At 57.5% G+C, this 25,591-nt stretch carries 25 protein-coding genes; 17 read left to right on the top strand and 8 right to left on the bottom strand.

Going from position 1 to position 25,591, the window contains the following annotated elements; all coding sequences use genetic code 11:
• The first annotated feature begins 63 nt into the window (after positions 1–63).
• Together F2P67_RS24635 and F2P67_RS24640 are read left to right on the top strand one after the other, a co-directional pair.
• Positions 64–849: an outer membrane protein OmpK gene (locus tag F2P67_RS24635; protein ID WP_166224930.1), complete on the top strand. Its 786-nt coding sequence runs from the start codon at positions 64–66 to the stop codon at positions 847–849.
• A gap of 373 nt (positions 850–1,222) precedes the next feature.
• Positions 1,223–2,008 (top strand): outer membrane protein OmpK, encoded by a 786-nt coding sequence (locus F2P67_RS24640; RefSeq protein WP_166224933.1) that lies wholly within the window; start codon positions 1,223–1,225, stop codon positions 2,006–2,008.
• Between the two features lie 131 nt (positions 2,009–2,139).
• Here F2P67_RS24640 and F2P67_RS24645 read toward each other — a convergent pair whose 3' ends face one another.
• Positions 2,140–3,312 (bottom strand): patatin-like phospholipase family protein, encoded by a 1,173-nt coding sequence (locus F2P67_RS24645; RefSeq protein ID WP_166224936.1) that lies wholly within the window; start codon positions 3,310–3,312, stop codon positions 2,140–2,142.
• Positions 3,313–3,347: 35 nt separating this feature from the next.
• Positions 3,348–4,280, bottom strand: coding sequence for a lipid A biosynthesis lauroyl acyltransferase (locus tag F2P67_RS24650; protein WP_166224939.1), 933 nt, complete (start codon positions 4,278–4,280; stop codon positions 3,348–3,350).
• A 117-nt stretch (positions 4,281–4,397) separates the two neighbouring features.
• Here F2P67_RS24650 and minC point away from each other — a divergent pair, with 117 nt between their 5' ends.
• The 7 genes from minC (at position 4,398) to F2P67_RS24685 (ending at position 11,160) form a co-directional block, all read left to right on the top strand.
• Positions 4,398–5,135: a septum site-determining protein MinC gene (gene minC, locus F2P67_RS24655; RefSeq protein WP_038367080.1), complete on the top strand. Its 738-nt coding sequence runs from the start codon at positions 4,398–4,400 to the stop codon at positions 5,133–5,135.
• Between the two features lie 169 nt (positions 5,136–5,304).
• Positions 5,305–6,117, top strand: a complete 813-nt coding sequence (minD, locus tag F2P67_RS24660; protein ID WP_096822931.1) for a septum site-determining protein MinD — start codon at positions 5,305–5,307, stop codon at positions 6,115–6,117.
• Positions 6,117–6,371 carry a cell division topological specificity factor MinE gene (gene minE, locus F2P67_RS24665; protein WP_003223146.1) on the top strand — a complete coding sequence of 85 codons (255 nt, stop codon included), beginning with the start codon at positions 6,117–6,119 and terminating at the stop codon, positions 6,369–6,371. The genes minD and minE overlap by 1 nt, the downstream gene beginning before the upstream one ends.
• Before the next feature lie 91 nt (positions 6,372–6,462).
• Positions 6,463–7,098 (top strand): RluA family pseudouridine synthase, encoded by a 636-nt coding sequence (locus F2P67_RS24670; protein WP_166224942.1) that lies wholly within the window; start codon positions 6,463–6,465, stop codon positions 7,096–7,098.
• A 178-nt stretch (positions 7,099–7,276) separates the two neighbouring features.
• Complete coding sequence (locus F2P67_RS24675; RefSeq protein ID WP_166224945.1) at positions 7,277–8,566, top strand: M18 family aminopeptidase; 1,290 nt, start codon at positions 7,277–7,279, stop codon at positions 8,564–8,566.
• 186 nt (positions 8,567–8,752) lie between these two features.
• Positions 8,753–8,929, top strand: coding sequence for a hypothetical protein (locus F2P67_RS24680; RefSeq protein WP_007919198.1), 177 nt, complete (start codon positions 8,753–8,755; stop codon positions 8,927–8,929).
• 77 nt (positions 8,930–9,006) lie between these two features.
• Positions 9,007–11,160 (top strand): mechanosensitive ion channel domain-containing protein, encoded by a 2,154-nt coding sequence (locus F2P67_RS24685; RefSeq protein WP_166224948.1) that lies wholly within the window; start codon positions 9,007–9,009, stop codon positions 11,158–11,160.
• Between the two features lie 353 nt (positions 11,161–11,513).
• On the opposite strand, the gene F2P67_RS24690 is transcribed toward F2P67_RS24685, so the two are convergent.
• Entirely contained in the window at positions 11,514–12,227 is a 714-nt protein-coding gene (locus tag F2P67_RS24690) for a UTRA domain-containing protein (protein WP_166224951.1), read from the bottom strand.
• Positions 12,228–12,579: 352 nt separating this feature from the next.
• Between F2P67_RS24690 and F2P67_RS24695 the strand changes: the two genes are divergently transcribed.
• The 6 genes from F2P67_RS24695 to F2P67_RS24720 all read left to right on the top strand — a co-directional run bounded on the left by F2P67_RS24695 (position 12,580) and on the right by F2P67_RS24720 (position 17,938).
• On the top strand, positions 12,580–13,647 hold the full coding sequence (locus F2P67_RS24695; RefSeq protein WP_166224954.1) for an ABC transporter substrate-binding protein: 1,068 nt from the start codon (positions 12,580–12,582) through the stop codon (positions 13,645–13,647).
• A 181-nt stretch (positions 13,648–13,828) separates the two neighbouring features.
• Entirely contained in the window at positions 13,829–14,635 is an 807-nt protein-coding gene (locus F2P67_RS24700; RefSeq protein ID WP_166224957.1) for an alkaline phosphatase family protein, read from the top strand.
• Between the two features lie 5 nt (positions 14,636–14,640).
• Positions 14,641–15,477 (top strand): ABC transporter permease, encoded by an 837-nt coding sequence (locus tag F2P67_RS24705; protein ID WP_166224991.1) that lies wholly within the window; start codon positions 14,641–14,643, stop codon positions 15,475–15,477.
• Positions 15,464–16,264, top strand: coding sequence for an ABC transporter permease (locus F2P67_RS24710; RefSeq protein ID WP_166224960.1), 801 nt, complete (start codon positions 15,464–15,466; stop codon positions 16,262–16,264). The genes F2P67_RS24705 and F2P67_RS24710 overlap by 14 nt, the downstream gene beginning before the upstream one ends.
• Complete coding sequence (locus F2P67_RS24715; RefSeq protein WP_166224963.1) at positions 16,261–17,250, top strand: ABC transporter ATP-binding protein; 990 nt, start codon at positions 16,261–16,263, stop codon at positions 17,248–17,250. Before F2P67_RS24710 ends, F2P67_RS24715 begins: the two co-directional genes overlap by 4 nt.
• A 34-nt stretch (positions 17,251–17,284) precedes the next feature.
• Positions 17,285–17,938, top strand: coding sequence for an HAD family hydrolase (locus F2P67_RS24720; RefSeq protein WP_166224966.1), 654 nt, complete (start codon positions 17,285–17,287; stop codon positions 17,936–17,938).
• A 116-nt stretch (positions 17,939–18,054) separates the two neighbouring features.
• On the opposite strand, the gene F2P67_RS24725 is transcribed toward F2P67_RS24720, so the two are convergent.
• Entirely contained in the window at positions 18,055–19,017 is a 963-nt protein-coding gene (locus F2P67_RS24725; protein WP_166224969.1) for a zinc-binding dehydrogenase, read from the bottom strand.
• A 181-nt stretch (positions 19,018–19,198) separates the two neighbouring features.
• Between F2P67_RS24725 and F2P67_RS24730 the strand changes: the two genes are divergently transcribed.
• Both F2P67_RS24730 and F2P67_RS24735 read left to right on the top strand, forming a co-directional pair.
• Positions 19,199–21,283 (top strand): carboxy terminal-processing peptidase, encoded by a 2,085-nt coding sequence (locus F2P67_RS24730; RefSeq protein WP_166224972.1) that lies wholly within the window; start codon positions 19,199–19,201, stop codon positions 21,281–21,283.
• 134 nt (positions 21,284–21,417) lie between these two features.
• Positions 21,418–23,208, top strand: a complete 1,791-nt coding sequence (locus F2P67_RS24735) for a bifunctional diguanylate cyclase/phosphodiesterase (RefSeq protein ID WP_166224975.1) — start codon at positions 21,418–21,420, stop codon at positions 23,206–23,208.
• Positions 23,209–23,301: 93 nt separating this feature from the next.
• Here the strand turns inward: F2P67_RS24735 and F2P67_RS24740 are convergent, their stop codons facing one another.
• From F2P67_RS24740 to F2P67_RS24755, 4 genes are all read right to left on the bottom strand, one after another.
• A complete protein-coding gene (locus tag F2P67_RS24740; RefSeq protein WP_343045176.1) occupies positions 23,302–23,610 on the bottom strand; it encodes a contact-dependent growth inhibition system immunity protein in 309 nt (102 codons plus the stop codon).
• A 63-nt stretch (positions 23,611–23,673) separates the two neighbouring features.
• The gene (locus tag F2P67_RS24745) at positions 23,674–24,090 is read right to left on the bottom strand and encodes a hypothetical protein (protein ID WP_166224978.1); all 417 of its coding nucleotides are present in this window, start codon (positions 24,088–24,090) and stop codon (positions 23,674–23,676) included.
• Positions 24,091–24,612: 522 nt separating this feature from the next.
• Entirely contained in the window at positions 24,613–24,999 is a 387-nt protein-coding gene (locus F2P67_RS24750) for a hypothetical protein (RefSeq protein ID WP_343045177.1), read from the bottom strand.
• Positions 24,996–25,591, bottom strand: a 596-nt coding sequence (locus F2P67_RS24755) for a scabin-related ADP-ribosyltransferase (protein WP_425511029.1), incomplete at its 5' end; no start/stop codon positions are given. The genes F2P67_RS24750 and F2P67_RS24755, both read right to left, overlap by 4 nt.

Here is a 25,591-nt window from a genome sequence, read left to right on the forward strand (position 1 = left end):
CACTCCTACAAGGGCAAGCAACAGCTCTGCGCCTCAAACAATAAAAACAAGAGGGAGCAACAGATGATTCGTACTCAGACAAACATGTTGTTGGGGGGCGGCCTTCTGGCCGCATCGCAAGCCATGGCCGGCGATTTACTGCTGTGGCAGACCAACAGCCTGAGCTACCTGTACGGCAAGAATTTCGCGATCAACCCGTCGATCCAGCAGACGGTGACCTTCGAGCACGCCGACAAATGGAAGTACGGCGACAACTTCCTGTTCGTCGACAAGATCTTCTACAACGGCCAGGAAGACCGCAACAAAGGCCCGCACACCTTCTACGGCGAATTCACCCCGCGCTTCTCGTTCGGCAAGATCTTCGATCAGAAACTCGAATTCGGCCCGATCAAGGACGTGCTGCTCGCCATGACCTACGAGTATGGCGAAGGCGAGAGCGAGGCCTATCTGATCGGCGCCGGTTTCGACCTGAAAGTGCCGGGCTTCAACTACGTCACCCTGAATATCTTCCGCCGCCAGACCGAAGGCCCGCGCCCCGGCGACGGTGTCTGGCAGATCACCCCGGGCTGGTCCTACAGTTTTCCGCTGGGCAATTCCGACGTGCTGATCGACGGCTATCTGGACTGGGTCGTCGACAACGACGAGAACTCGCGCGGCACCTACCACGCCAACCTCCACATCAACCCGCAGATCAAATACGACCTCGGCAAAGCCTTGGGCTGGAGCCAAAAGCAGCTCTACGTCGGCACCGAATACAGCTACTGGAAGAACAAATACGGGGTCGAAAACAGCCACAACCTCGACACCAATCAGAACACCGCCAGCCTGCTGGTGAAGGTGCACTTTTAAGATGACCCGCAACCGTGCCCCATACCTGTCGTCGGTGCTCTGTTGCGGGGCACTTGAGAGCTGGCCGAGGAGTCAGTATTCTCCGCGGCCTCTTGAATTCGGTCTAAAAAAAAGCCCGGATTTAATTCCTGACCGACGGGCCAACTTATCCCGGCCCCGGCCAGTACCGAGGCATCCCGAAAACACGCTCAATCGACTGTTTTTCAGCAGCCGATCGGGCGTTTTTTTGCTTTTCGAAAGCCTTGGCTCAGCTTTTGCTAACAGCATGAAAGCTGACCGATCGGATGACTTTTGCAGCAATGAAAAAAGGCGCCACACCAGAGCGCCGATCTTAAAAAAATAAACGTGGAACACCTACTTTGGGAGCAACCGAATGAAACGTATGTGCACCAGCCTGATGCTCGCGGGATCGATGTTGGCCGGCGGCCAGGCCATGGCCGATGGCCTGCTGCAGTGGCAGAACAACAGCCTGACCTACCTTTACGGTAAAGACTTCAAGGTCAACCCTGCGATTCAGCAGACCGTCACCTTCGAACACGCCGATGCGTGGAAGTACGGGGACAACTTCCTGTTCGTCGACAAGATCTTCTACAACGGTGAAAAGGACTTCAACAACGGCCCGAACACCTACTACGGCGAGTTCCAGCCACGCATCTCGCTGGGCAAGGTGCTCGACCAGAAGATCGAGTTCGGCCCGATCAAAGATGTCCTGCTGGCGATGACCTACGAGTTCGGCGAGGGTGACACCGAGTCTTACCTGATCGGTCCTGGTTTCGACCTGGCCATCCCGGGCTTCGACTACTTCCAGCTGAACTTCTACCAGCGCCACACCGAGGGCTCGCGCCCGGGTGACAACGTCTGGCAGATCACACCAGTGTGGTCCTACACCATTCCGGTCGGCGATTCGAACATCCTGATCGACGGCTACATGGACTGGGTCACCGACAACGATTCCAACTCCAAAGGCGACTACCACGCCAACCTGCACTTCAACCCACAGGTCAAATACGACCTGGGCAAGGCGCTGAATTTCGGCGAGAAGCAGCTGTACGTTGGTGTCGAGTACGACTACTGGAAAGACAAGTACGGGATCGATGACACCCGTGCGTTCACCACCAATCAGAACGTGACCAGCTTCCTGGTGAAGTTCCACTTCTGATCCGGCGGCGTCCTCACGGACGCCATCGTGAGCAGGCTCACTCCTACAAGGGTTCAGTGTTGACGCCTATTGAGCGTAAGACGCAAATCCCTGTAGGAGTAAGCCTGCTCCCGATGGCAACACCCCAAATCTCAGGCCGGAATCACCGCCTCGCCAATCCCGAGAAACCGGCACAGCTCATCGCGCTTGGCCAACGCATCGCGCCGCCCCAAGTCGATCAATTCGCTGCAATACCCCGCCTCGAACAGCAGATAGCTCAACACCCCTGCCCCGCTCGTTTTCGTCGCCCCCGGCCCACGCAGAAACAGCCGCAACGCTGCCGGCAATTCCTGGCGATGCCGTGCCGCGATTTCATCAATCGGCTGACTCGGCGAAATCACCAGCACCTCCACCGGCGCCACGCCGAGCGCGCGAGTCGGCGTGCCTGCGGGCATCAGATGGCTGAACTGGTTGAGACGCTGAAGCAGCTCGATATCGCTCTCCAGACTGTCAATGAACGTACTGTTGAGCATGTGCCCGCCAATCTGCGCCAACGTCGGCTGTTGCCCCGTGTAGGTGCGTTCCAGCGGCTGCTGCGGGTCAAAACCTCGCGGGTTGCCGCTGACGCCGACCACCAGCACGCGACTGGCGCCCAGATGCAAGGCCGGACTGATAGGCGCCGATTGCCGCACCGCGCCGTCACCGAAGTATTCATCACCGATTTTCACCGGGGCGAACAACAGCGGAATCGCCGAACTTGCCAGCAGATGCTCCACCGACAATTGCGTTGGCACACCTATACGCCGATGCCGTAGCCACGAATCAATCTTGCCGCCGCCCTGATAGAACGTGACGGCTTGCCCCGACTCGTAGCCGAACGCCGTCACCGCCACCGCGTGCAATTGCTTGCGCGCGATGGATTCGGCGATGCCGGGCATGTGCAGTTTTTCGTTGAGCAGGTCGCGCAGCGGCGAACTGTTGAGCAGCGCCACCGGCAACTGGCGACCGAGGCCGAGCAGGCTGTGGCTGACGAAACGGCTGGCCTGGCGGATCACACCCGGCCAGTCGCTGCGCAACACGCGGTGGCTGCGAAAGCCCTGCCAGAACAGTGTCAGGCGTTCGATGGCGGCGCGAAAATCCGTCGCGCCACTGGCCAGGCTGACGGCATTGATTGCGCCTGCGGAAGTGCCGACGATCACCGGAAACGGGTTATCGGCGCCCAGCGGCAGCAACTCGGCAATCGCCGCCAACACCCCCACCTGATACGCCGCCCGAGCCCCGCCGCCGGAAAGAATCAAACCTGTGACCGGTTCAGCTGGGCTCATCGCAACGCTCCATGGTGCTTAAAAGGGTGGGTCAATCAACCACGTTTGGCGTACAACTTCGGCTCGCCCGGAGGACGGCTCTTGAACCGTCGATGCGCCCACAGGTATTGCTCGGGGCAGGCCCGCAACGCGCTTTCCACCCACTGGTTGATGCGAATGCAATCGGCCTCTTCGGTCTCGCCCGGAAAATCTTCCAGCGGCGGGTGAATCGTCAGGCGATAACCACTGCCGTCGGCCAGACGCTCCTGAGTGAACGGCACCACCAGCGCTTTACCCAACCGGGCAAATTTGGTGGTGGCGGTCACGGTCGCGGCCTGAATGCCGAACAGCGGCACGAAAATGCTTTGCTTGGCGCCGTAGTCCTGATCCGGTGCGTACCAGATCGCCCGGCCCGAGCGCAGCAGTTTGAGCATGCCGCGCACGTCGTCGCGTTCCACCGCCAGCGAATCGAGGTTGTGCCGTTCGCGGCCCTGACGCTGGATGAAGTCGAACAACGGGTTTTTGTGTTCGCGGTACATGCCGTCGATGGTGTGCTGCTGACCGAGCAACGCCGCGCCGATTTCCAGGGTGGTGAAATGCGCCGCCATCAGGATCACGCCCTTGCCTTCGCGCTGGGCCTTTTGCAAATGCTCCAGGCCTTCAACGTGGGCCAGCTTCGCCAGACGCTCGCGGGACCACCACCAACTCATCGCCATTTCAAAAAACGCGATGCCGGTGGAGGCAAAGTTTTCCTTGAGCAGGCGTTTGCGCTCCGCGGCGGATTTTTCCGGGAAACACAGCTCAAGATTACGCTTGGCGATGCGCCGCCGGTCGCCGGCCACGCGATACATCAACGCACCCAAAACTCGACCGATGGTCAGCAATGCCGGATACGGCAACTGCACGATCAGCCACAAAAGCCCCAGACCGCACCAGAGCGGCCAGAAGCGTGGGGATAGAAATGCTCTTCGAAAACGCGGGCGATCCATTAAAGCTTCCGTAAATACAGTGGCCGCGCATTCTACATCGTTCGACCCGGCTTGCGGCTCGCGGGCGTTCTCGTTATAAGTCTCGGCACTTTTAGTGACAAGCCGTTGTATGCCGACATGAGCCAAACCGAACCGTTAGACCAAGATCCCGTATTCCAGCTCAAGGGCAGCATGCTGGCCATTACTGTGCTGGAACTGGCCCGTAACGACCTCGAAAGCCTCGATCGGCAATTGGCCGCCAAAGTCGCCCAGGCGCCGAACTTCTTCAGCAACGCGCCGCTGGTTCTGGCGCTGGACAAATTGCCGCCGAGCGAAGGCGCGGTTGATCTGCCGGGGCTGATGCGCGTGTGCCGTCAACACGGCCTGCGCACCCTGGCGATTCGTGCCAGCCGCATCGAAGACATCGCCGCCGCCATCGCCATCGACATTCCGGTGCTGCCGCCGTCCGGCGCCCGTGAGCGACCGCTGGAAACGCCGGAAGCCGAAGTCAAAAAGAAACCGGAAAAGCCGCCTGAGCCGACCATCAAACCAACCCGCGTGATCACCACGCCAGTGCGTGGTGGCCAACAGATATATGCCCAGGGTGGCGATCTGGTAGTGGTGTCCTCGGTCAGTCCGGGGGCGGAACTTCTCGCCGATGGCAACATCCATGTATACGGCCCGATGCGTGGTCGTGCGCTGGCCGGCGTGAAAGGTGATACCAAGGCACGGATTTTCTGTCAGCAATTGAGCGCTGAACTGATCTCCATCGCCGGTCATTACAAGGTTTCCGAAGATTTGCGTCGCGACCCGATGTGGGGCTCGGGCGTACAGGTCAGCCTGTCAGGCGACGTGTTGAACATCATTCGGCTTTAACGGATACTGCCGCATTTTCCAAGCATCTCTAAAACGTAGCGAAAACGGCTCAAACGAAGTAGGAAAAAGGCCAAAAGCCAAATTCCAGCCAAGGCTGTCCGACTGCAGTAGTTTTCAAGAGATGTTTTTCAGGGGCTAAAAAGTCCTTCTTCCTTAGGGGTGAAACACCTTGGCCAAGATTCTCGTGGTTACATCCGGCAAGGGTGGTGTGGGTAAGACCACCACCAGCGCCGCTATCGGTACCGGCCTCGCTCTGCGCGGCCACAAAACAGTGATCGTCGACTTCGACGTGGGCTTGCGTAACCTTGACCTGATCATGGGTTGCGAGCGCCGCGTGGTGTATGACTTCGTCAACGTGGTCAACGGCGAAGCCAACCTGCAACAGGCTCTGATCAAAGACAAACGTCTGGAAAACCTCTACGTACTGGCCGCCAGTCAGACCCGCGACAAAGACGCGCTGACTGTCGAAGGCGTGGAAAAAGTCCTGATGGAGCTCAAGGAACAATTCGAGTTCGTGGTCTGCGACTCCCCGGCGGGCATCGAGAAAGGCGCTCACCTGGCCATGTACTTCGCTGATGAAGCGATCGTCGTGACCAACCCGGAAGTGTCCTCGGTACGAGATTCGGACCGCATGCTCGGCCTGCTGGCCAGCAAATCGCGTCGTGCCGAACGTGGCGAAGACCCGATCAAGGAACACCTGCTGATCACCCGCTACCACCCGGAGCGTGTTGAAAAAGGCGAAATGCTTGGCGTTGAAGACGTCAAGGAAATCCTCTCGGTAACGCTGCTCGGCGTGATCCCGGAATCCCAGGCGGTGCTCAAGGCATCCAACCAGGGTGTACCGGTGATTCTCGACGACCAGAGCGATGCCGGTCAGGCTTACAGCGATACCGTCGACCGCCTGCTGGGCAAAGACAAAGCGCACCGGTTCCTCGATGTCGAGAAGAAGGGATTCTTCGAGCGCCTGTTTGGAGGTAGGTAATGAACCTTTTTGACTTCTTTCGTGCCAACAAAAAGCCAAGCACTGCCTCGGTAGCGAAAGAGCGTCTACAGATCATCGTGGCGCATGAGCGCGGCCAGCGCAGCACGCCGGATTACTTGCCAGCCTTGCAGAAGGAACTGGTCGACGTGATCCGCAAGTACGTCAACATCGGCAACGACGACGTACATGTTGCACTGGAAAGCCAGGGCAGTTGCTCGATTCTGGAACTCAACATCACCCTGCCAGATCGCTGAGTCGATCCGGCAGGTACGACGGCGGTTCAGGGCCATTCTCGAAACGGAATGGCCCTGAACCGCCGTTGGCATTTGTTACGAGGCTGTTTTAATGCCGTTGTCCAACGTCCACATCATCCATCAGGACGCTGCCGTACTGGTGGTGAACAAACCGACCCTGTTGCTCTCGGTGCCCGGTCGCGCCGACGACAACAAGGATTGCCTGATTACCCGCCTGCAGGAAAACGGCTACCCGGAAGCGCGCATCGTCCATCGTCTGGACTGGGAAACCTCCGGCATCATCCTGCTGGCCCGTGACGCCGACAGCCACCGCGAACTGTCGCGACAGTTTCACGACCGCGAAACCGAAAAGGCCTACACCGCGCTGGCCTGGGGTCAGCCAGAACTGGACAGCGGCAGCATCGACCTGCCCCTGCGCTACGATCCGCCGACCAAGCCGCGCCATGTCGTCGATCACGAATTCGGCAAGCACGCACTGACCTTCTGGCGTGTGCTGGAGCGTTGTGGCGACTGGTGCCGCGTCGAACTGACACCAATTACCGGCCGCTCGCACCAATTGCGCGTACACATGCTGTCCATCGGGCATCCGCTGCTCGGCGACGGCCTCTACGCCCACGAACAAGCCCTCGCTGCCTGGCCACGCCTGTGCCTGCACGCGAGCATGCTCAGCTTCACCCATCCACAAACCGGCGAACGCCTGCGCTTCGAGTGCCCGGCACCGTTTTAGGCGGCAATTCGATCAAAACTGTGGGAGCGGGCTTGCTCGCGAAGACGTCGTGTCAGTCGACGTTTCTTTGTCTGAGTCACAGCATTCGCGAGCAAGCCCTCTCCCACAGGGATCCGGTTCAGATTCAATTCCCTGGTCAATGCGTTAAACTCCCGCCCATTGCTGTCTGGAGCTTCTTATGCGCGAAGAGTTGAACCAAGGCCTGATCGACTTCCTCAAGGCCTCCCCTACCCCGTTCCACGCCACCGCCAGCCTTGTTCAACGTCTGGAGGCCGCCGGTTTTGTGCGCCTCGACGAGCGCGAACCGTGGCACACCGAAGCCAACGGCCGCTACTACGTCACCCGTAACGATTCCTCGATTGTCGCGATCAAAATGGGCCGCAACTCGCCGTTGCACGGCGGCATCCGTCTGGTCGGCGCTCACACCGATAGCCCGTGCCTGCGGGTCAAGCCGCAGCCGGAACTGCAGCGTCAGGGTTTCTGGCAACTGGGCGTAGAAGTCTACGGCGGCGCACTGCTGGCGCCGTGGTTCGACCGCGATCTGTCGCTGGCCGGCCGCGTGACCTTCCGCCGCGACGGCAAAGTCGAAAGCCAGTTGATCGACTTCAAGGCGCCGATTGCGATCATTCCCAACCTGGCGATTCACCTCAACCGTGAAGCCAACCAGGGCTGGGCGATCAACGCGCAGACCGAACTGCCGCCGATCCTCGCGCAATTCGCCGGTGACGAGCGCGTCGACTTCCGCGCCGTGCTTACCGATCAACTGGCCCGCGAACATGGCCTGAACGCCGACGTCGTGCTCGATTACGAGCTGAGTTTTTACGACACGCAAAGCGCTGCCGTCATTGGCCTGAACGGCGATTTCATTGCTGGCGCGCGCCTCGACAATCTGCTGTCGTGCTACGCCGGCCTGCAAGCCTTGCTGACCGCCGAGACCGACGAAACCTGCGTGCTCGTGTGCAACGACCACGAAGAGGTTGGTTCCTGCTCGGCCTGTGGCGCCGACGGCCCGATGCTCGAGCAGACCCTGCGCCGCCTGCTGCCTGAAGGTGACGAGTTCGTTCGCACCATCCAGAAATCCCTGCTGGTCTCGGCCGATAACGCCCACGGTGTGCACCCGAACTACGCCGAGAAGCACGACGCCAACCACGGCCCGAAACTCAACGCCGGCCCGGTGATCAAGGTCAACAGCAACCAACGCTACGCCACCAACAGCGAAACCGCCGGTTTCTTCCGTCATCTGTGCATGGCCGAAGAAGTGCCCGTGCAAAGCTTCGTGGTGCGCAGCGACATGGGCTGCGGCTCGACCATCGGCCCGATCACCGCCAGCCACCTGGGCGTGCGTACGGTCGACATCGGCTTGCCGACGTTCGCCATGCACTCGATTCGCGAACTGTGCGGCAGCCATGACCTCGCGCACCTGGTCAAAGTGCTGAGCGCGTTCTACGCCTGCCGCGAATTGCCATAAAGCTTCGTGAACAAGCCCGCTCCCATATTGGATTGCATTTCAAATAGTGGGGGCGAGCCTGCTTGCGAAGGCGTCGGTTCGGACAACGGATTTCATCCTGGAACCGGCTCATTTCTGATACACATCAGAACCGCTCAAGCAAAACCGACCTAGACTTAAATCATCCCTTCCGACAAGGCAGTCTTCATGATCTCGATGTCTTCGTTCCACGCCATGCTCATCCCCATTCTGTGCGGGATGATCCTGCTGGCGATCGGCTTCAACTTCCGTGACAAAAATGCCGGCGTCTTCGCCATGTGGGTCGGCATGCTGATGATTCTCGCCACCGTGGTCTACAAGATCCTCGCCAAACTCAACGAATAATTCGGCGCCCGGCTCGCATTGATATGGGCGGCCTCGTACACTCCAGCGAATCCGCCCCTTGCGAGGTTGACCGCCTAGTGTTTGCTCGTCTGTTTGCTCTGCCCTGCCTGTTCCTCGTCTGCCTGATGACGCTGCTGCCCGTGGCGCCTGCCCACGCGGTCGGTCTGCCGGGCCTGCTCAACACCAGCAAGACACAGCCCGAGGCGCAGGAACCGCTGGGGCAATCTCTCGATGAAGTCATCAAGTCGCTGGAAAACGACAAGCAACGCGCACAGTTGCTGAGCGACCTGAAGAAGCTCCGTGATGCCACGAAAAAGGCCCAGGCTTCTCCCGAAGAAGGCGTGCTTGGCTTGATCGGCGGCACGCTGGCCAATTTCGAAAAGCAATTCTCCGGCGCCGACAGCCCGCTTACCCGCTGGTCAAACGAATTCGATCTGGCCAAGGACGAACTGAGCAGCATGATGCTGCCGGCCAGCGAATGGCTGCCGATCATCTTCGGCTTCGCCATGATCCTGATGGTCTGGAGCCTGCTCGCCGCTGCGCTGATCTGGCTAGGTCATCGGGTGCGCATGCGCTTCGGCCTCACCGAAGAATTGCCGCAACACCCCAAAGCCCTCGACATGCTGCGTTTCGCGCTGCGCAAGCTCGGGCCATGGCTGATCGCCTTGGTAATGACCGTTTACATGAGCTACGCCTTGCCGTCGTCGCTGGGCAAAAGCCTGGCGATGGTGCTGGCCTATGCGCTGGTGGTCGGCACCTGTTTCTCGGCCATCTGCGTGATCGCGTTCTCCCTGCTCGACGGCCCGCACCGCCATCGCGCCCTGTACATCCTGCGCCATCAGGCGTTTCGGCCGCTGTGGTTGATCGGCAGTTTCGCCGCGTTCGGTGAAGCGCTGAACGACCCGAAACTGATCGAAAGCCTTGGCGTGCACTTGGCGCACACCGCCGCCACTGTCGCCAACATCCTCGCAGCGTTGTCGACCGGGTTGTTCATCCTGCGTTTCCGCCGGCCGATTGCCCACCTGATCCGCAACCAGCCACTGTCACGACGCCTGACCCGGCGCGCCCTCAGCGACACCATCGATATCCTCGGCACCTTCTGGTACGTGCCGGCGCTGGTGCTGGTCGGCATTTCACTGTTCGCCACATTCATCTCCGCCGGCGACACCAGCACGGCATTGCGCCAGTCACTGATCTGCACCGTGCTTCTGGTGTTGTGCATGGTGATAAACGGCCTCGTGCGCCGTCATTCACTCAAACCGCAACGCGGCCCGAGACGCCACGCCCTCTACTCGGAACGCCTGAAAAACTTCTTCTACACCCTTGCGCATTTGCTGGTGTGGCTGGCCTTCATCGAACTCGGTCTGCGCGTGTGGGGCATGTCGCTGATCGGCTTCACCGAAGGCGAAGGCCATGACGTCAGCGTCAAACTCTTCAGCCTGATCGGCACGCTGATTTTCAGTTGGCTGATCTGGATCCTCGCCGACACCGCCGTGCACCACGCCCTTACCCGCTCGCGCAAAGGCCTGGCCAATGCCCGCGCACAGACGATGATGCCGCTGATCCGCAACGTCCTGTTCGTGGCGATCTTCATCATCGCCCTGATCGTCGCGTTGGCGAACATGGGCATGAACGTCACGCCGCTGCTGGCAGGTGCCGGCGTCATCGGTCTGGCCATCGGTTTCGGTGCGCAGTCGCTGGTCGCGGACTTGATCACCGGCCTGTTCATCATCATCGAAGACTCCCTGGCCATCGATGACTACGTCGACGTCGGCGGCCACCTCGGCACCGTCGAAGGCCTGACCATCCGCACCGTACGCCTGCGCGACATCGACGGTATCGTCCATACGATCCCGTTCAGCGAAATCAAAAGCATCAAGAACTACTCGCGGGAATTCGGCTACGCGATCTTCCGCGTAGCCGTGCCGTTCAACATGAACATCGACGAAGCCATCAAATTGATGCGCGACGTCGGCCAGAAAATGCGCACCGACCCGCTGCAGCGACGCAACATCTGGTCGCCACTGGAGATACAAGGGGTGGAAAGTTTCGAATCGGGTAATGCGATATTGCGTGCCCGGTTCAAGACCGCACCGATCAAACAATGGGAAGTTTCACGGGCGTTCAACCTGTCTCTGAAACGGCATCTGGATGAGGCCGGACTGGATCTGGCGACACCGAGGATGAATGTGCAGGTGATTACAGCGGGTGGCGGCGAACCAAAAGAATAAAGCGTAAATCGCAAAACACAGGATGAGCGTTAGCTCGACAAAAGCTTTTGATCTTGATTCACCCGCCCCTTCGGAAGGCTGAGCGCAGGTGTTCATCCGGGGATTGGCACGCAGTGCCGGGCGGCGAAGCCGCGCTCATCGACGAAGTCGATGCCCCCGGATGGATGCCGGAGCGAAGGAACCCGAGCCTGCGAAAGCCGAACGCCAGGGCGAGCCTTTTTTTGCTTACTTTTTTGAGGCGTTTGTCAAAAAAGTGAGTCGCCGTAAGGGCGAAGCCGTCAGCGGCAGCACAAGAAGCAACGGATATTCACCCAAAATAACCCAAAGCATGGCCGGCCCAGAGGCCGCCAAGGTCAAACAACATCAACACTTACGTGAATCGCATCATGCCGCCAAAACTCCAGATCACAATCAATCAACCGCCCAGACTGATCATAATTGACCCGAGCAATCCGTAACCCCGGACTCCCCACCGAAACCCGTAAAGCCGCCGCCGCATCCACCGATAAAGACGTCGGAACAATCTCGAACCGCACCCGCCCATAGTGCAAATCGTAATGCCGCGCATACAACTCGGTAATCGACTGATTCAAATCAAACTCCAGAATCCCCGGAAAAAACTGCGGATTCAGATAGTGCTCCACATACAACACCAACCGCCCATCGATCCGCCGCGACCGGCAAATCTGAATCACGCTCGATAACGCTGGCAATTGCAGCCAGGCACACACCGCCGCCGACGCCGGCTGCAACCGCGCCGAAATCACCTCGGTCGAAGGCACACGCCCCTGCGCGCTGACCATCGCGTGAAAGTGACTGCGCTGCATCAGGTTATAAGCCAGACGCGGCGGTGAAACGAACCAGCCGCGTCGCTCCTCGCGATAAATCTGCCCCTGCGCCTCGAGTTGCAACAACGCCTCACGCACCGTGATTCGCGTCGTGCCAAACAACTCACTGAGCTTGCGCTCGGCCGGCAATTTGCTCCCGGGCGCCAACAAACCGTGGTCGAGTTGCTCCTGCAGGATCTGGCCAATGGCTGTCACCGCTTTTGTAGCCTCATCGCGCATCAACGTTACCTATCTGGACTAGACCAGCACTGTTTCGGGGCAGAAAACGAACGGCAATCGTGCCGTTTGCGTGTGTTGCAAGCCTAGGCAGTGCAGATGACCGAGAGATGACAAAACTACCGAACGGTCGTCCTCACGACTTGCAATACATCGGCCAAGTCCCTTGCCCGCCGGGGCTTTGAGCATGGTCTACGCTTAGCGGGCAGCGGTCGAAACCGGGCAAATAAAAGGCCCGCCAGACGACCACCGACATCAAAGTGTCATCCAGCCCCCTTAAATTGGCTCAGGTATTGCTGACCTAGACCAACACAAACCGCAATCGCAGCGTTGAACACGACCAAGGAGCTTCGGAATGAAACAGCTTTTCCTGGCAACACTGTTAGGCTCGACCATTGCAATGTGCACCGCCGCGATGGCGGCAGACACCGATCTGAAAACCCTCGAAGCCGCTGCGAAAGCGGAAGGCGCTGTCAACAGCGTCGGCATGCCCGATGACTGGGCCAACTGGAAAGGCACCTGGGAAGACCTGGCCAAGACCTACGGCCTGAAACACATCGACACCGACATGAGCTCGGCCCAGGAAATCGCCAAGTTCGCTGCCGAAAAAGACAACGCCAGCGCCGACATCGGCGACGTCGGTGCAGCCTTCGGCCCGATCGCGGTCAAGCAAGGCGTGGTGCAACCGTACAAGCCAAGCACTTGGGATCAGATTCCGGCCTGGGCCAAGGACAAGGACGGCAACTGGGCACTGGCCTACACCGGCACCATCGCCTTCATCGTCAACAAAAAACTGCTGCACGGCTCCGAAGTACCGACCAAATGGGCCGACCTCAAGGGCGGCAAATACAAGGTCTCAATCGGTGACGTAAGCACCGCCGCGCAAGCCGCCAACGGCGTACTCGCCGCTGCACTGGCCAACGGTGGCGACGAGAAAAACCTCCAGCCTGCCCTGTTGCTCTTCGCTGACATCGCCAAACAGGGTCGCCTGTCGATGGCCAACCCGACCATCGCCACTATGGAAAAAGGCGAAATCGAAGTCGGCGTGGTCTGGGACTTCAACGGCCTGAGCTACAAGGCCAAGATGGCCAACCCGGATGACTACGTGGTGCTGATCCCGTCCGACGGTTCGGTGATTTCCGGCTACACCACGATCATCAACAAGTACGCGAAAAACCCTAACGCCGCCAAGCTGACCCGCGAATACATCTTCAGCGACGCCGGCCAGACCAACCTCGCCCGCGGTAACGCCCGTCCGATCCGCGCCGAGCACCTGCAACTGCCGGAAGATGTGAAAGCCAAGCTGCTGCCGAACGAGCAGTACAAAAAGGTCACGCCGATCAAAGACGCCGATGCATGGGAAAAAACCTCCAAGGCTCTGCCGCAGAAGTGGAACGAAGAAGTCATCGTCGAGATGAAATAAAGCGGCTGGTCACCCTTTTGTGATCTGTTGAAGATCCAAATGTGGGAGCGGGCTTGCTCGCGAATGCGGTGAATCAGTCAAAAAATTATTGACTGACACTCCGCTTTCGCGAGCAAGCCCGCTCCCACAGGGGGATCCAGGTTGAATCCGAAATTTATTGTTTCGCGGAGTTTTTGCCCCTATGAAGCACAACGTCATCCTTGTCGTGCTCGACGGCCTCAATTTTGAAGTCGCGCGTCACGCCATGGGGCATCTGCAGGCTTACGTTGGCGCAGGACGCGCCACGCTCTACCAGTTGGAGTGCGAGTTGCCGGCCCTGTCCCGACCGCTTTACGAATGCATCCTCACGGGCGTACCGCCGATCGACAGCGGCATCGTTCACAACAACGTCTCGCGCCTGTCCAACCAGCGCAGCATCTATCACTACGCCCGCGATGCCGGTCTGAAAACCGCCGCCGCGGCGTATCACTGGGTCAGCGAGTTGTACAACCGTTCGCCGTTCGTGGCCGCCCGTGATCGCCACACCGATGATCCGTCGCTGCCGATCCAGCACGGGCATTTCTACTGGAACGATCACTATCCGGATTCGCACCTGTTCGCCGACGCCGAAAACCTGCGCCTGCGCCATGCGCCGAACTTCCTTTTGATCCACCCGATGAACATCGACGACGCCGGCCACAAGCATGGCCTCGACACTCCGCAATACCGCAACAGCGCGCGCTCTGCCGACATCATCCTCGCTGATTACCTGCAAACCTGGCTCGACGCCGGTTACCAGATGCTGGTGACCGCCGACCACGGCATGAACAACGACCGCTCGCACAACGGTCTGCTGCCGGAAGAACGTCAGGTGCCGTTGTTCGTCCTCGGTGACGCCTTCAGCCTCGACGCAAACGCAGCACCGAAACAGACGGAAATCTGCGGCACGGTCTGCGAACTGCTCGGCGTGCCCCACGACAAACCTGTGTGCCGGGAGTTGCTCAAGTGAATGCCATGACTCGCGGCAAATGGCTGGCAGCCCTGTGCCTGGTGCCCTTCGCCCTGTTCTTTATCGTCTTCGAAATCGCCCCGCTGATCTGGGTGATGATCAACAGCCTGCAATCGGAAGAGTTCGGCTGGGGCATTGAAAATTTCACCAAGATCTTCAGCTCGAAGTTCTACCTGCAGGCGATCCAGTACAGCCTCGAAATCAGTTTCTGGTCGAGTGTCTTCGGCATCATCATCGCGGTGCTCGGTGCCTATTCGCTGCGTCGGGTCGACTCGAAACTGCGCAACTTCGTCAACGCCTTCGCCAACATGACCAGCAACTTTGCCGGCGTGCCCCTGGCTTTCGCGTTCATCATCCTGCTCGGTTTCAACGGCAGCTTCACCATCATGCTCAAGCAGGCCGGGATCATTCAGGACTTCAACCTGTACTCGAAAACCGGCCTGATCATTCTCTACACCTACTTCCAGATTCCGCTCGGCGTGTTGCTGCTCTACCCGGCCTTCGATGCCTTGCGTGAAGACTGGCGCGAGTCCGCCGCGTTGCTCGGGGCCAGTGGCTGGCAGTTCTGGCGACACATCGGCCTGCCGGTACTGACTCCGGCGCTGCTCGGCACTTTCGTGATCCTGCTGGCCAACGCCCTCGGCGCTTACGCCACGGTGTACGCGTTGACCACCGGCAACTTCAACGTGCTGCCGATCCGCATTGCGGCGATGGTTTCCGGGGACATTTCTCTCGATCCGAACCTGGCCAGCGCCCTGGCCGTGGTGCTGGTAGCGCTGATGACCATCGTCACCGTCGTGCATCAACTGCTGTTGAAGAGGAGCTACCATGTCTCGCGCTGAATCCGGCCCGGCCGGCGTCTACCACCGCGTCGTGGTCTATCTGTTGTTCGCAATCCTCTTGCTGCCACTGGCTGGCACGCTGGTTTATTCGATCGCCAGCAGTTGGTCGGCGACCATTCTGCCGAGCGGCTTCACCTTCAAGTGGTACGTCCAGCTGTGGAGCGACCCGCGCTTCCTCCACGCCTTCGGCCAGTCGCTGCTCGTCTGCGTCGGCGCGCTGGTGCTGTCGGTGGTGCTGATCCTGCCGCTGCTGTTCGTGGTGCATTACCACTTCCCGAAACTCGATGCGCTGATGAACATCCTGATCCTGCTGCCCTTTGCGGTGCCGCCGGTGGTGTCTTCGGTGGGCCTGCTGCAACTGTACGGTTCCGGGCCGATGGCGATGGTCGGTACGCCGTGGATTCTGATCGGTTGCTACTTCACCGTGGCGCTGCCATTCATGTACCGGGCGATCACCAACAACCTGCAAGCGATCAACCTGCGCGACCTGATGGACGCTGCGCAACTGCTCGGCGCCAGCACCTTTCAAGCGGCGTATCTGGTGGTACTGCCGAACCTGCGAAAAGGCCTGATGGTCGCGTTGCTGCTGTCATTCTCGTTCCTGTTCGGTGAGTTCGTGTTTGCCAACATCCTCGTCGGCACCCGCTACGAAACCCTGCAGGTTTATCTGAACAACATGCGCAACAGCAGCGGCCACTTCACCAGCGCCCTGGTTATTTCGTACTTCTTTTTCGTGCTGGTCCTGACCTGGATCGCCAACATCTTGAACAAGGACAAAAGCGAATGAGCTATGTCAGCGTCCAACACCTGCAGAAAAACTACGCGGGCACCACGGTGTTCAGCGACATCAACTGCGAAATCAACAAGGGCGAGTTCGTCACCCTGCTCGGCCCTTCCGGATGCGGCAAGTCCACGCTGTTGCGCTGCATTGCCGGCCTGACGCCGGTGGATGGCGGCAAGATTCTGCTGGACGGCGTCGATATCGTGCCGTTGAGTCCGCAGAAGCGCGGGATCGGCATGGTGTTTCAAAGCTACGCACTGTTCCCCAACATGACCGTCGAACAGAACGTTGCTTTCGGCTTGCGCATGCAAAAGGTCAATGCCGACGACAGCCATAAGCGCGTTGGCGAAGTGTTGAAACTGGTTGAACTGCACGACTTTGCCAGCCGCTATCCGCATCAGCTCTCGGGTGGTCAATGCCAACGTGTCGCTCTCGCCCGCTCACTGGTGACCCGCCCTCGCTTGTTGTTGCTGGACGAGCCGCTGTCGGCGCTGGATGCGCGCATTCGTAAACATCTGCGCGAACAGATACGTCAGATCCAGCGCGAATTGGGCTTGACGACGATATTTGTCACTCACGATCAGGAAGAAGCACTGACGATGTCTGATCGCATTTTCCTGATGAATCAGGGAAAAATCGTGCAAAGCGGCGACGCCGAAACCCTGTACACGGCACCAGTCGATGTGTTCGCTGCCGGGTTCATCGGCAACTACAACCTGCTCGATGCCGACAGTGCCTCGAAGCTGTTGCAACGCCCGATCAACCACCGCATCGCCATTCGCCCGGAAGCCATTGAACTGAGCCTGAACGGTGAACTTGATGCACAGATTCGCAGCCACAGCCTGCTCGGCAACGTCATCCGTTATCGCGTCGAGGCGCGTGGTGTCGAACTGGTGGTCGATGTGCTAAACCGCTCGGCCGCCGATCTGCACCCCGATGGTCAGCGTCTGGCACTTTCCATCGATCCGACGGCCTTGTGTGAGGTAGCCTGATGACTTTGCTGGTAACGAAGAAGGAACTGCACTGATGGCCTTGGCAATTTTTGATCTGGACGAAACCCTGATCCACGGCGACTGCGCCACGCTCTGGAGTGAGCAGATGGGACGTCTGGGCTGGGTCGACCCCGAGTCGTTCATGCGCAAGAACAACGAACTGATGGACGCTTACAGCCATGGCAAATTGCGCATGGAAGACTACATGGAGTTCAGCCTCGAGCCGCTGATCGGGCGTACGCCCGAAGAGGTCGAGCACCTCGTCGGCCCGTGGGTCGAGGACTTCATCGAGCCGATCATCTTCAGCGACGCGACCAAAACCATCGCCGCCCACCGCAAGGCCGGCGACCGGATTCTGGTGATCTCGGCGTCGGGCACCCACCTGGTCAAACCGATTGCCGATCGATTGGGCATCGACGAGGTTCTGGGCATCGAACTTGAAGTCGCGCATGGCGTGTACAGCGGCCACACCGTGGGCACCCTGACCTATCGCGAAGGCAAGATTACCCGGTTGCTGGAATGGCTGGACGCCGAGGAAGAAAATCTGGAAGGCGCGAGTTTCTATTCCGACTCACGCAATGATTTGCCGCTGCTGCTGAAAGTCGATTTCCCGCATGTGGTCAATCCGGATCCGGTTTTGCTGGAGCACGCCGAAAAGGCCGGCTGGCCGATCCACAACTGGAAGTAACCAAAGATCCAAATGTGGGAGCGGGTCTGCTCGCGAAGGCGTCTGGTCAGTCAGCATTACTGGTGAATGAACAACCGCATTCGCGAGCAAGCCCGCTCCCACTGAAGGGTGGTGTTTCAGTTCAGGCTGTCGTCAATCACCAGCACCAGTTTCCCTGCCACGGTATTGCTCGCCAGTTCAGCAAACGCCGCTTCGGCATCTTTCACCGCAAATGCCTTGGCCAACTGCGGCTTCAACCGCCCTTCGGCAAACAGCGGCCAAACGTGCTGGCTGAGGTCGCTGAACAGATTCGCCTTGAACTGATCGTCGCGACTGCGCAGCGTCGAGCCCAGCAGTTGCACACGCTTGGCCAGCACTTGCGCCAGGTCGAGTTTCGCCTCGCGTCCGCCCATCAGACCAATCAGCACCCAACGTCCGTCCAGCGCCATCAACTTGAGATTCAGCGCCGAATAATTGCCGCCGACCGGATCGAGGATCACATCGAAAGGCCCGAGGTCGCGCAGGCTTTCCAGATCATCCGTGCGTACCACCCCGCCCTGGGCGCCCAGCGCTTCGCAGTAAGACAATCGCTCGGCGGAGCCAACGCTGACCCAACACGGATTGCCGAACGCCTTGCACAACTGAATGGCGGCTGAACCGATTCCACTTGCTCCCGCGTGCAAGAGAACTTTCTCACCCGGTTTGAGCGCAGCGAGTTGAAACACATTCAGCCAGACCGTTGCATAAACCTCGGGTAATGCCGCAGCCTCGATCAGTGACACACCCTCGGGTACCGGCAGCACATGCCGCCCGTCGACGACCACCTCTTCGGCCATCCCGCCCCCGGCCAGCAAGGCGCAGACCCGATCACCGACTTGCCACGAACTGCCAGCACCGACCTCACTGATCACCCCGGAACACTCAAGACCGAGCACTTGGCTGACGCCTGGCGGTGGCGGATAAAGCCCTGCTTTCTGTAATAAATCGGCGCGATTGAGGCCCGATGCCGCCACCCGAATACGAACTTGTCCTACATCGCATGTAGGACTCGGCTCTTCAACCCATGCCACTTGACCTTCAACGCCTTGCAATGCCTTCACAGTGCCTCCATAGTGAGTCTGGACTGAGCCCGAAGCTGTAGCGCCGGGCTTTTTGCATTATGCGACCGGCCCTGGGGTCTGAACGAAAACTTGCAGTGCGTTTTCGTGCAGAGCGTAGAGGTACCGGCGACTTCAAAGACGGCCTAATATGCGTTATCAATTGTCCCCGCGTCGAATCAGCATGAAGCATTTGCTCCCCAGCACCGCCCTCGCTCTTTTCATCGGTATCGGCCTGTTGCCGGTGTCGGGCAATTCGTTCGCAGCCAACAGCTGGGACAAGTTGCAGCCTGATCGCGATGAAGTGATCGCCAGCCTGAACGTCGTCGAGTTGCTCAAGCGTCACCACTACAGCAAGCCGCCGCTCGACGATGCGCGCTCGGTGATCATCTACGACAGCTACATCAAGCTGCTGGATCCGTCGCGCAGCTATTTCATGGCCAGCGACATCGCCGAATTCGACAAGTGGAAGACCCAGTTCGACGACTTCCTCAAAAGCGGCGACCTCAACGCCGGGTTCACCATCTACAAGCGCTACCTGGACCGCGTCAAGGCGCGTCTGGACTTCGCCCTTGCCGAGCTGAACAAAGGCGTCGACAAGATGGACTTCACTTCCAAGGAAACCTTGCTGATCGATCGCAAAGACGCTCCTTGGCTCAAATCCACCGCAGAACTCGACGACCTGTGGCGCAAACGCGTCAAGGACGAAGTCCTGCGCCAGAAGATCGCCGGCAAAGAGCCGAAGCAGATTCAGGAAACCCTGACCAAGCGCTACAAGAACCAGTTGGCGCGCCTCGATCAGACCCGTCCGGAAGACATCTTCCAGGCGTACATCAACACCTTCGCCATGTCGTACGACCCGCACACCAACTATCTGTCGCCGGATAATGCGGAAAACTTCGACATCAACATGAGCCTGTCCCTCGAGGGCATCGGCGCCGTGTTGCAGAGCGACAACGACCAGGTGAAAGTCGTGCGTCTGGTGCCGGCAGGCCCTGCCGACAAGACCAAACAGGTTGCACCGGCCGACAAGATCATCGGCGTTGCCCAGGGCAACAAAGAGATGGTCGACGTGGTCGGCTGGCGTCTGGATGAAGTGGTCAAACTGATCCGTGGCCCGAAAGGCACCGTGGTGCGACTGGAAGTGATTCCGGCGAGCAATGCGCCGAACGATCAGACCACCAAGATCGTGCCGATCACCCGTGAAGCGGTGAAGCTCGAAGACCAGGCCGTGAAGAAATCCGTGCTGAACCTGAAACAGGACGGCAAGGACTACAAGCTCGGCGTGATCGAAATTCCGGCCTTCTACCTCGACTTCAAGGCATTCCGTGCCGGTGACCCGGATTACAAGAGCACCACGCGTGACGTCAAGAAGCTGCTGACCGAACTGCAGAAAGAGAAAGTCGACGGCGTGGTCATCGACCTGCGCAACAACGGCGGCGGTTCCCTGCAGGAAGCCACCGAGCTGACCAGCCTGTTCATCGACAAGGGCCCGACCGTTCTCGTGCGTAACGCCGATGGTCGCGTCGACGTGCTGGAAGATGAAAACCCGGGCGCGTTCTACAAAGGCCCGATGGCGCTGCTGGTCAACCGCCTGTCCGCCTCGGCTTCGGAGATTTTTGCCGGCGCCATGCAGGACTACCACCGCGCGCTGATCATCGGTGGCCAGACCTTCGGCAAAGGCACCGTGCAGACCATTCAGCCGCTGAACCATGGCGAACTGAAACTGACGCTGGCCAAGTTCTACCGGGTTTCCGGTCAGAGCACCCAGCATCAGGGCGTACTGCCGGACATCGATTACCCTTCGTTGATCGACACCAAGGAAATCGGGGAAAGCGCCCTGCCGGAAGCCATGCCGTGGGACACCATCAAGGCAGCCATCAAACCGGCGGTCGATCCGTTCAAACCGTACCTGGCGCAACTCAAGTCCGAGCATGACGCTCGCACGGCCAAGGACGCCGAGTTCGTGTTCATCCGTGACAAACTGGCACTGGCGCAGAAGCTGATGGAAGAAAAAACTGTCAGCCTCAACGAAGCCGACCGTCGTGCCCAGCACACTGACATCGACGCCAAGCAACTGGCGATGGAGAACATCCGTCGCAAAGCCAAAGGCGAAGAGCCGCTCAAAGAGCTGAAGAAAGAAGACGACGACGCTCTCGCGGCTGCCGAGCCGGACAAGGTCAAACCAGAAGACGATGCCTACCTGAGCGAAACCGGGCGCGTTCTGCTGGATTACCTGAAGCTGAGCAACCAGGTGGCCAAAAAGTAAGGTGATGGCAATTTAATGGTGGCGATCCCCGGATCGTCATCAAACAGTCATCATTCTGTCGTGCAATAAAGGACTGGGAGCGGTTCTCTTCATCGAGAACGCTCCCAGTCCTTTTTTTATCGCCAGAGATTGCCATGACCACGACCGAACAGCTGAGTGCCTTGAGCTCGATCCTGACTCAAAGCGGTTTACACAGCCTGTTTCAGCCGATCATCTGTCTCTCCGAGCGGCGCATCCTCGGTTACGAAGCCCTCACTCGTGGCCCTTCCAACAGCCCCCTGCATTCGCCCATCGCTCTGTTTGCAGTGGCACGTCAGGCAGGACGGTTGAGTGAACTGGAAATCGCCTGCCGGCAATCCGCTTGCCGCCGTTTCAACGAACAGCAACTGCCCGGCAAACTGTTTCTCAACGTCTCGCCTGAATCGTTGCTGGAAGCGGCGCATCAGCCTGGACGCACATTGCAACTGCTGCAGGACTTCGGCATTCCACCAAGTCAGGTGGTGATCGAACTGACTGAACAAACGCCAATCGACGACTTCCAGTTGCTGCAGACTGCGCTGCATCACTACCGGGCCATGGGTTTTTCGATTGCGCTGGATGATCTGGGTGCCGGCTATTCCAGCCTACGCTTGTGGTCGGAATTGCGCCCGGATTACGTGAAGATCGACCGACACTTCATCGATGGCATTCATCAGGACGCGTTGAAACGGGAGTTCGTCGGCTCAATCCTGCAAATCGCCAAAGCCTCCCGGGCGCAGGTCATTGCCGAAGGCATTGAACTGCCGGAAGAACTGGCCGTGCTGACCGAAATGGGCGTCGACTTCGTGCAAGGTTACTTGCTGGGCCGCCCACAGGAACATCCACCGCGCGATGCCCGCGCGCTGATGCCCAAACACGACAGCAGCGCCGTTGCACTGAATGACGAGGGCAGCGACCTCAGCGCCCTGCTCAACGACCAACCGGCCGTACCGCGCGACACGCCGACTGCCACAGTGCTGGAAGCCTTCCGACGCCAAGCCAACCTCAACTCGCTGGCCGTGCTCGACGAACAAGGCCAACCGTGCGGCATCGTTCACCGCCATTCCCTCTCGGATGCCCTGCTCAAACCCTTCGCCACCGACCTGTTCGCCCGTAAACCCATTAGCCGCCTGATGAATGACGATTTCCTCGCCGTCGAGATGAGTCAGTCACTGCAACAAGTCAGCCGCCTGATCACCAGCCGCGCTCGCCAACGCATCGAAGAAGATTTCATCATCACCCTCAACGGCAGCTACCTCGGCCTTGGCCGGGTGATCGACGTACTCAAACTCATCACCGAACTGAAAATCCAGCAGGCCCGCTACGCCAACCCACTGACCCTGCTACCCGGCAACGTGCCGATCCAGCAATGCCTGACCCGTCTGTTGCAACAAGGCCGCGAATCGGTGATCTGCTACGTCGACATCGACAGCTTCAAACCCTTCAACGACATCTACGGCTATGGCCGTGGCGACGAAGTGCTGCTGTGCCTGGCGCAATGCCTCAACGAGCGCGTCGACCCCAGCCGCGACTTCGTCGGCCACATCGGCGGCGACGACTTCCTCCTCGTCCTCGGCCCGGAAGACTGGCGCAAACGCCTCAACCAGCTACTCGACGACTTCCAAAGCCAATGCCGCCGCTTCTACCGCCCCGAACACCTTGAAGCTGGCTGCTTTATCGCCCCGAATCGCCAAGGGGTTCGGCAGGAGTTTCCACTACTTTCACTGTCTATCGGCGTCGTCCATTTACACCCGGAAGCCTGTGCTCAACTCGACGCCAGCCAACTTGCGGAGATGGCGTCGCAGGCGAAGCATCATGCGAAGAATGTTCCGGGGTATAGCGTGCATTTGTTGGATAGCCTTACAGCCCCGGAATTGCATGCGCCGCAATTGATGGGCCAGCGTTGATATCTCCAATAAAATAACCAGCCTACTCGTGAAGAACATCAACGCTTCACTAGGCTATTTGTGTTGATCAAAAATTATGATGACTTATTCAAATTACTTCTTATTGAGTGATGCATCGCTAACAACTGCAGAAATATGCTTTAACCACGCATTGCCATCCTTCCACTCATGCCAATAGCAGTAACAACATCCAATTTTCTTCAGCAAAAAATCTCGAATTTCATTTTCTTTTAGGTTCATCGCGATTATTTCATCGATCTCCTTCTTCACATTCTCCAACTCGCAACTTTCTGAATCCGTTATAAAAAACTTAACAACATCATCTGCCAAATCGAATTCACACATCCAATCTTCATGAAAATAGCCCCCAAGGAACTGAAAAAGCTCAGAACCATTTCCCACTAGAAATTACAGCGCCTTAAATATTGACTACTCAGACAATTCGTTTTTAGCAGGACTCTCAACCTACCAAGCCGAAAACCCTTCTTGATCCGCAACATACAACTCTTCCTCCCAAACCTCTGAAAGCTTAATATAAATATCTCTAAAAAATATCTTTGGATCTTGCATTTCACCCCAACCAATCGGAAGCAATGAGCGAGAAAGAGGATCATGTTTCAGCACCGTAAAAAAAACACTTTCATCCCCAGCAAGAGCCTCGCTCAACACAGACAACAAAACAAATTTGTGCCGATGACTCAGCCCCGCGAATCGCGTGACAACAAACCGAGAAATCAGCCGTTCTCTATCTAATGGACATTCAGGATCATACTCCGCCAATTCAGCCCCGAGGGTTTCTTCTCGATCATAAATATCGAAACCTCCTAGAAAATGCTTCAATTTTGGATCATATGGGATATCAAGATAAGGGTGCATCAACATTAAATCGTTTCCACAGGATAAAGAGTTATTGGCTTCAATGTCTCAAAGTCGAATTTCATTTCAAACGCATTCATTTTAGAAACGAAGCGCGGATTGTCATGATCTATTGGATTCGGCTCATATCCATGACCTACATTGTCCATTGGCATTCGCACAACCAAATTCCCCATACTATCTTCCCCAGTAAATCGAGACATTTTCCTTACCTCTCTAGTCATAGCTTCATTACAAGCATTCATCTGAGCTCGGTAGCTAAGAAACTGAGAACTCCAAACACCTCTAAACATTTTCTCCACCTAAAGCGTTGATCCATTCAATTATTCACAAATAGCGACACAACACCTTTACTGCATGACCACCTCCACGCTCAACCTCCCCCCCCTTAAAACTGAAAAAAAATCCTGAAAAAAACCATTACACCTGCGAAAACAGAAGAAAACAGAAGAAAACAGAAGAAAACAACACCTTAAACATTTAATAGAACTCTTAAATCCTGATTATAAAAAAGCCCAATTCAAAGTCCTAGACACTTACCCAATCCATATAAAACAGTCGCTGCTCATCGGGATTGTTCGCTAGACCTTCTTCTTCATAATCAAATATAAATACGAGATCACCTAGACCTGGCTCCCTGCCAGCCACTAGTTCGTATGCTTTCAAGCCAAGAGACATTTGAGATGACATACTTGATGGATGAACATTTATTTTCGCCCCTTTGCAATAGAACGTTATGAAAGGATTATCACTCCTTAACGAAGCAAAGCATTTATAAAAATCACGACCATAGTACGTCCCTCCATATCCAGATTCAAACACTAGGACAATAGATATTTCCTCGCTATCACATATCAGATCGACCCCTTGCCTTACACCATCCATCGAAACAATAACTGCGAACACTGACTTCACTTATCTATTCTCCTATGCGGATTTGGAATAGAGTATCCAAACTCCCTACCGTCATCAATAATCAATGTAGCACCAAGAATATCTTCCCTGTTTATTCTGCCAGGGATAGCAACCTCCTGCTCTTTGCTGAAATTATATGCTGCCCCTAGTTCCTTTTTAAGATCTCGCCCAGGAATCATTTTCAATGTGTAGAGAAATCCTGGCCTTGTGAAATAGCTTGTAGCGAATGCTTTCCCCATATCTCTGGAAAGAGATGTACTAATAAAATTGCTCGGAGGGAAATCGCTATCGATTGAGTGAAGAAATAAATCATTGCTATCCCCTTTACTCGTGAAACCATCTTCAAATACCTCAGAAGGATCTTTTGCATCTCCCCGGTACAAATAAATTTGTTTCGTCTTAGGTGCAGGGAGAGAAGGCCCCTCCTCTCCATTTGGTATTTTTTCCTTGGGATCGACAGTTTCTAACGATGGTCTGTTGCACCCATCTCCGCCTGGACACTCGCTCAACCCCAACGGATCCACCCACCCCGTCGGATTCGGCACGTACTGGTACTGATTCAACCCACCCGCCAACTTGATCGGATCCGGCG

It is taken from the genome of Pseudomonas atagonensis (genome assembly GCF_011369485.1).
GTDB classification, from domain to species: domain Bacteria; phylum Pseudomonadota; class Gammaproteobacteria; order Pseudomonadales; family Pseudomonadaceae; genus Aquipseudomonas; species Aquipseudomonas atagonensis.

Bases quoted from the DNA above. Each gene is read 5' to 3' on its own strand.
- F2P67_RS24730 (WP_166224972.1), top strand. From the start codon at position 19,199: ATGAAGCATTTGCTCCCCAGCACCGCCCTCGCTCTTTTCATCGGTATC.
- F2P67_RS24705 (WP_166224991.1), top strand. From the start codon at position 14,641: ATGACTCGCGGCAAATGGCTGGCAGCCCTGTGCCTGGTGCCCTTCGCC.
- F2P67_RS24720 (WP_166224966.1), top strand. From the start codon at position 17,285: ATGGCCTTGGCAATTTTTGATCTGGACGAAACCCTGATCCACGGCGAC.
- F2P67_RS24710 (WP_166224960.1), top strand. From the start codon at position 15,464: ATGTCTCGCGCTGAATCCGGCCCGGCCGGCGTCTACCACCGCGTCGTG.
- F2P67_RS24680 (WP_007919198.1), top strand. From the start codon at position 8,753: ATGATCTCGATGTCTTCGTTCCACGCCATGCTCATCCCCATTCTGTGC.
- F2P67_RS24675 (WP_166224945.1), top strand. From the start codon at position 7,277: ATGCGCGAAGAGTTGAACCAAGGCCTGATCGACTTCCTCAAGGCCTCC.
- F2P67_RS24695 (WP_166224954.1), top strand. From the start codon at position 12,580: ATGAAACAGCTTTTCCTGGCAACACTGTTAGGCTCGACCATTGCAATG.
- minC (WP_038367080.1), top strand. From the start codon at position 4,398: ATGAGCCAAACCGAACCGTTAGACCAAGATCCCGTATTCCAGCTCAAG.
- F2P67_RS24700 (WP_166224957.1), top strand. From the start codon at position 13,829: ATGAAGCACAACGTCATCCTTGTCGTGCTCGACGGCCTCAATTTTGAA.
- F2P67_RS24690 (WP_166224951.1), bottom strand. From the start codon at position 12,227: ATGCGCGATGAGGCTACAAAAGCGGTGACAGCCATTGGCCAGATCCTG.
- F2P67_RS24735 (WP_166224975.1), top strand. From the start codon at position 21,418: ATGACCACGACCGAACAGCTGAGTGCCTTGAGCTCGATCCTGACTCAA.
- minE (WP_003223146.1), top strand. From the start codon at position 6,117: ATGAACCTTTTTGACTTCTTTCGTGCCAACAAAAAGCCAAGCACTGCC.
- F2P67_RS24650 (WP_166224939.1), bottom strand. From the start codon at position 4,280: ATGGATCGCCCGCGTTTTCGAAGAGCATTTCTATCCCCACGCTTCTGG.
- F2P67_RS24635 (WP_166224930.1), top strand. From the start codon at position 64: ATGATTCGTACTCAGACAAACATGTTGTTGGGGGGCGGCCTTCTGGCC.
- F2P67_RS24640 (WP_166224933.1), top strand. From the start codon at position 1,223: ATGAAACGTATGTGCACCAGCCTGATGCTCGCGGGATCGATGTTGGCC.
- F2P67_RS24670 (WP_166224942.1), top strand. From the start codon at position 6,463: ATGCCGTTGTCCAACGTCCACATCATCCATCAGGACGCTGCCGTACTG.
- F2P67_RS24745 (WP_166224978.1), bottom strand. From the start codon at position 24,090: ATGTTGATGCACCCTTATCTTGATATCCCATATGATCCAAAATTGAAG.
- F2P67_RS24715 (WP_166224963.1), top strand. From the start codon at position 16,261: ATGAGCTATGTCAGCGTCCAACACCTGCAGAAAAACTACGCGGGCACC.
- F2P67_RS24645 (WP_166224936.1), bottom strand. From the start codon at position 3,312: ATGAGCCCAGCTGAACCGGTCACAGGTTTGATTCTTTCCGGCGGCGGG.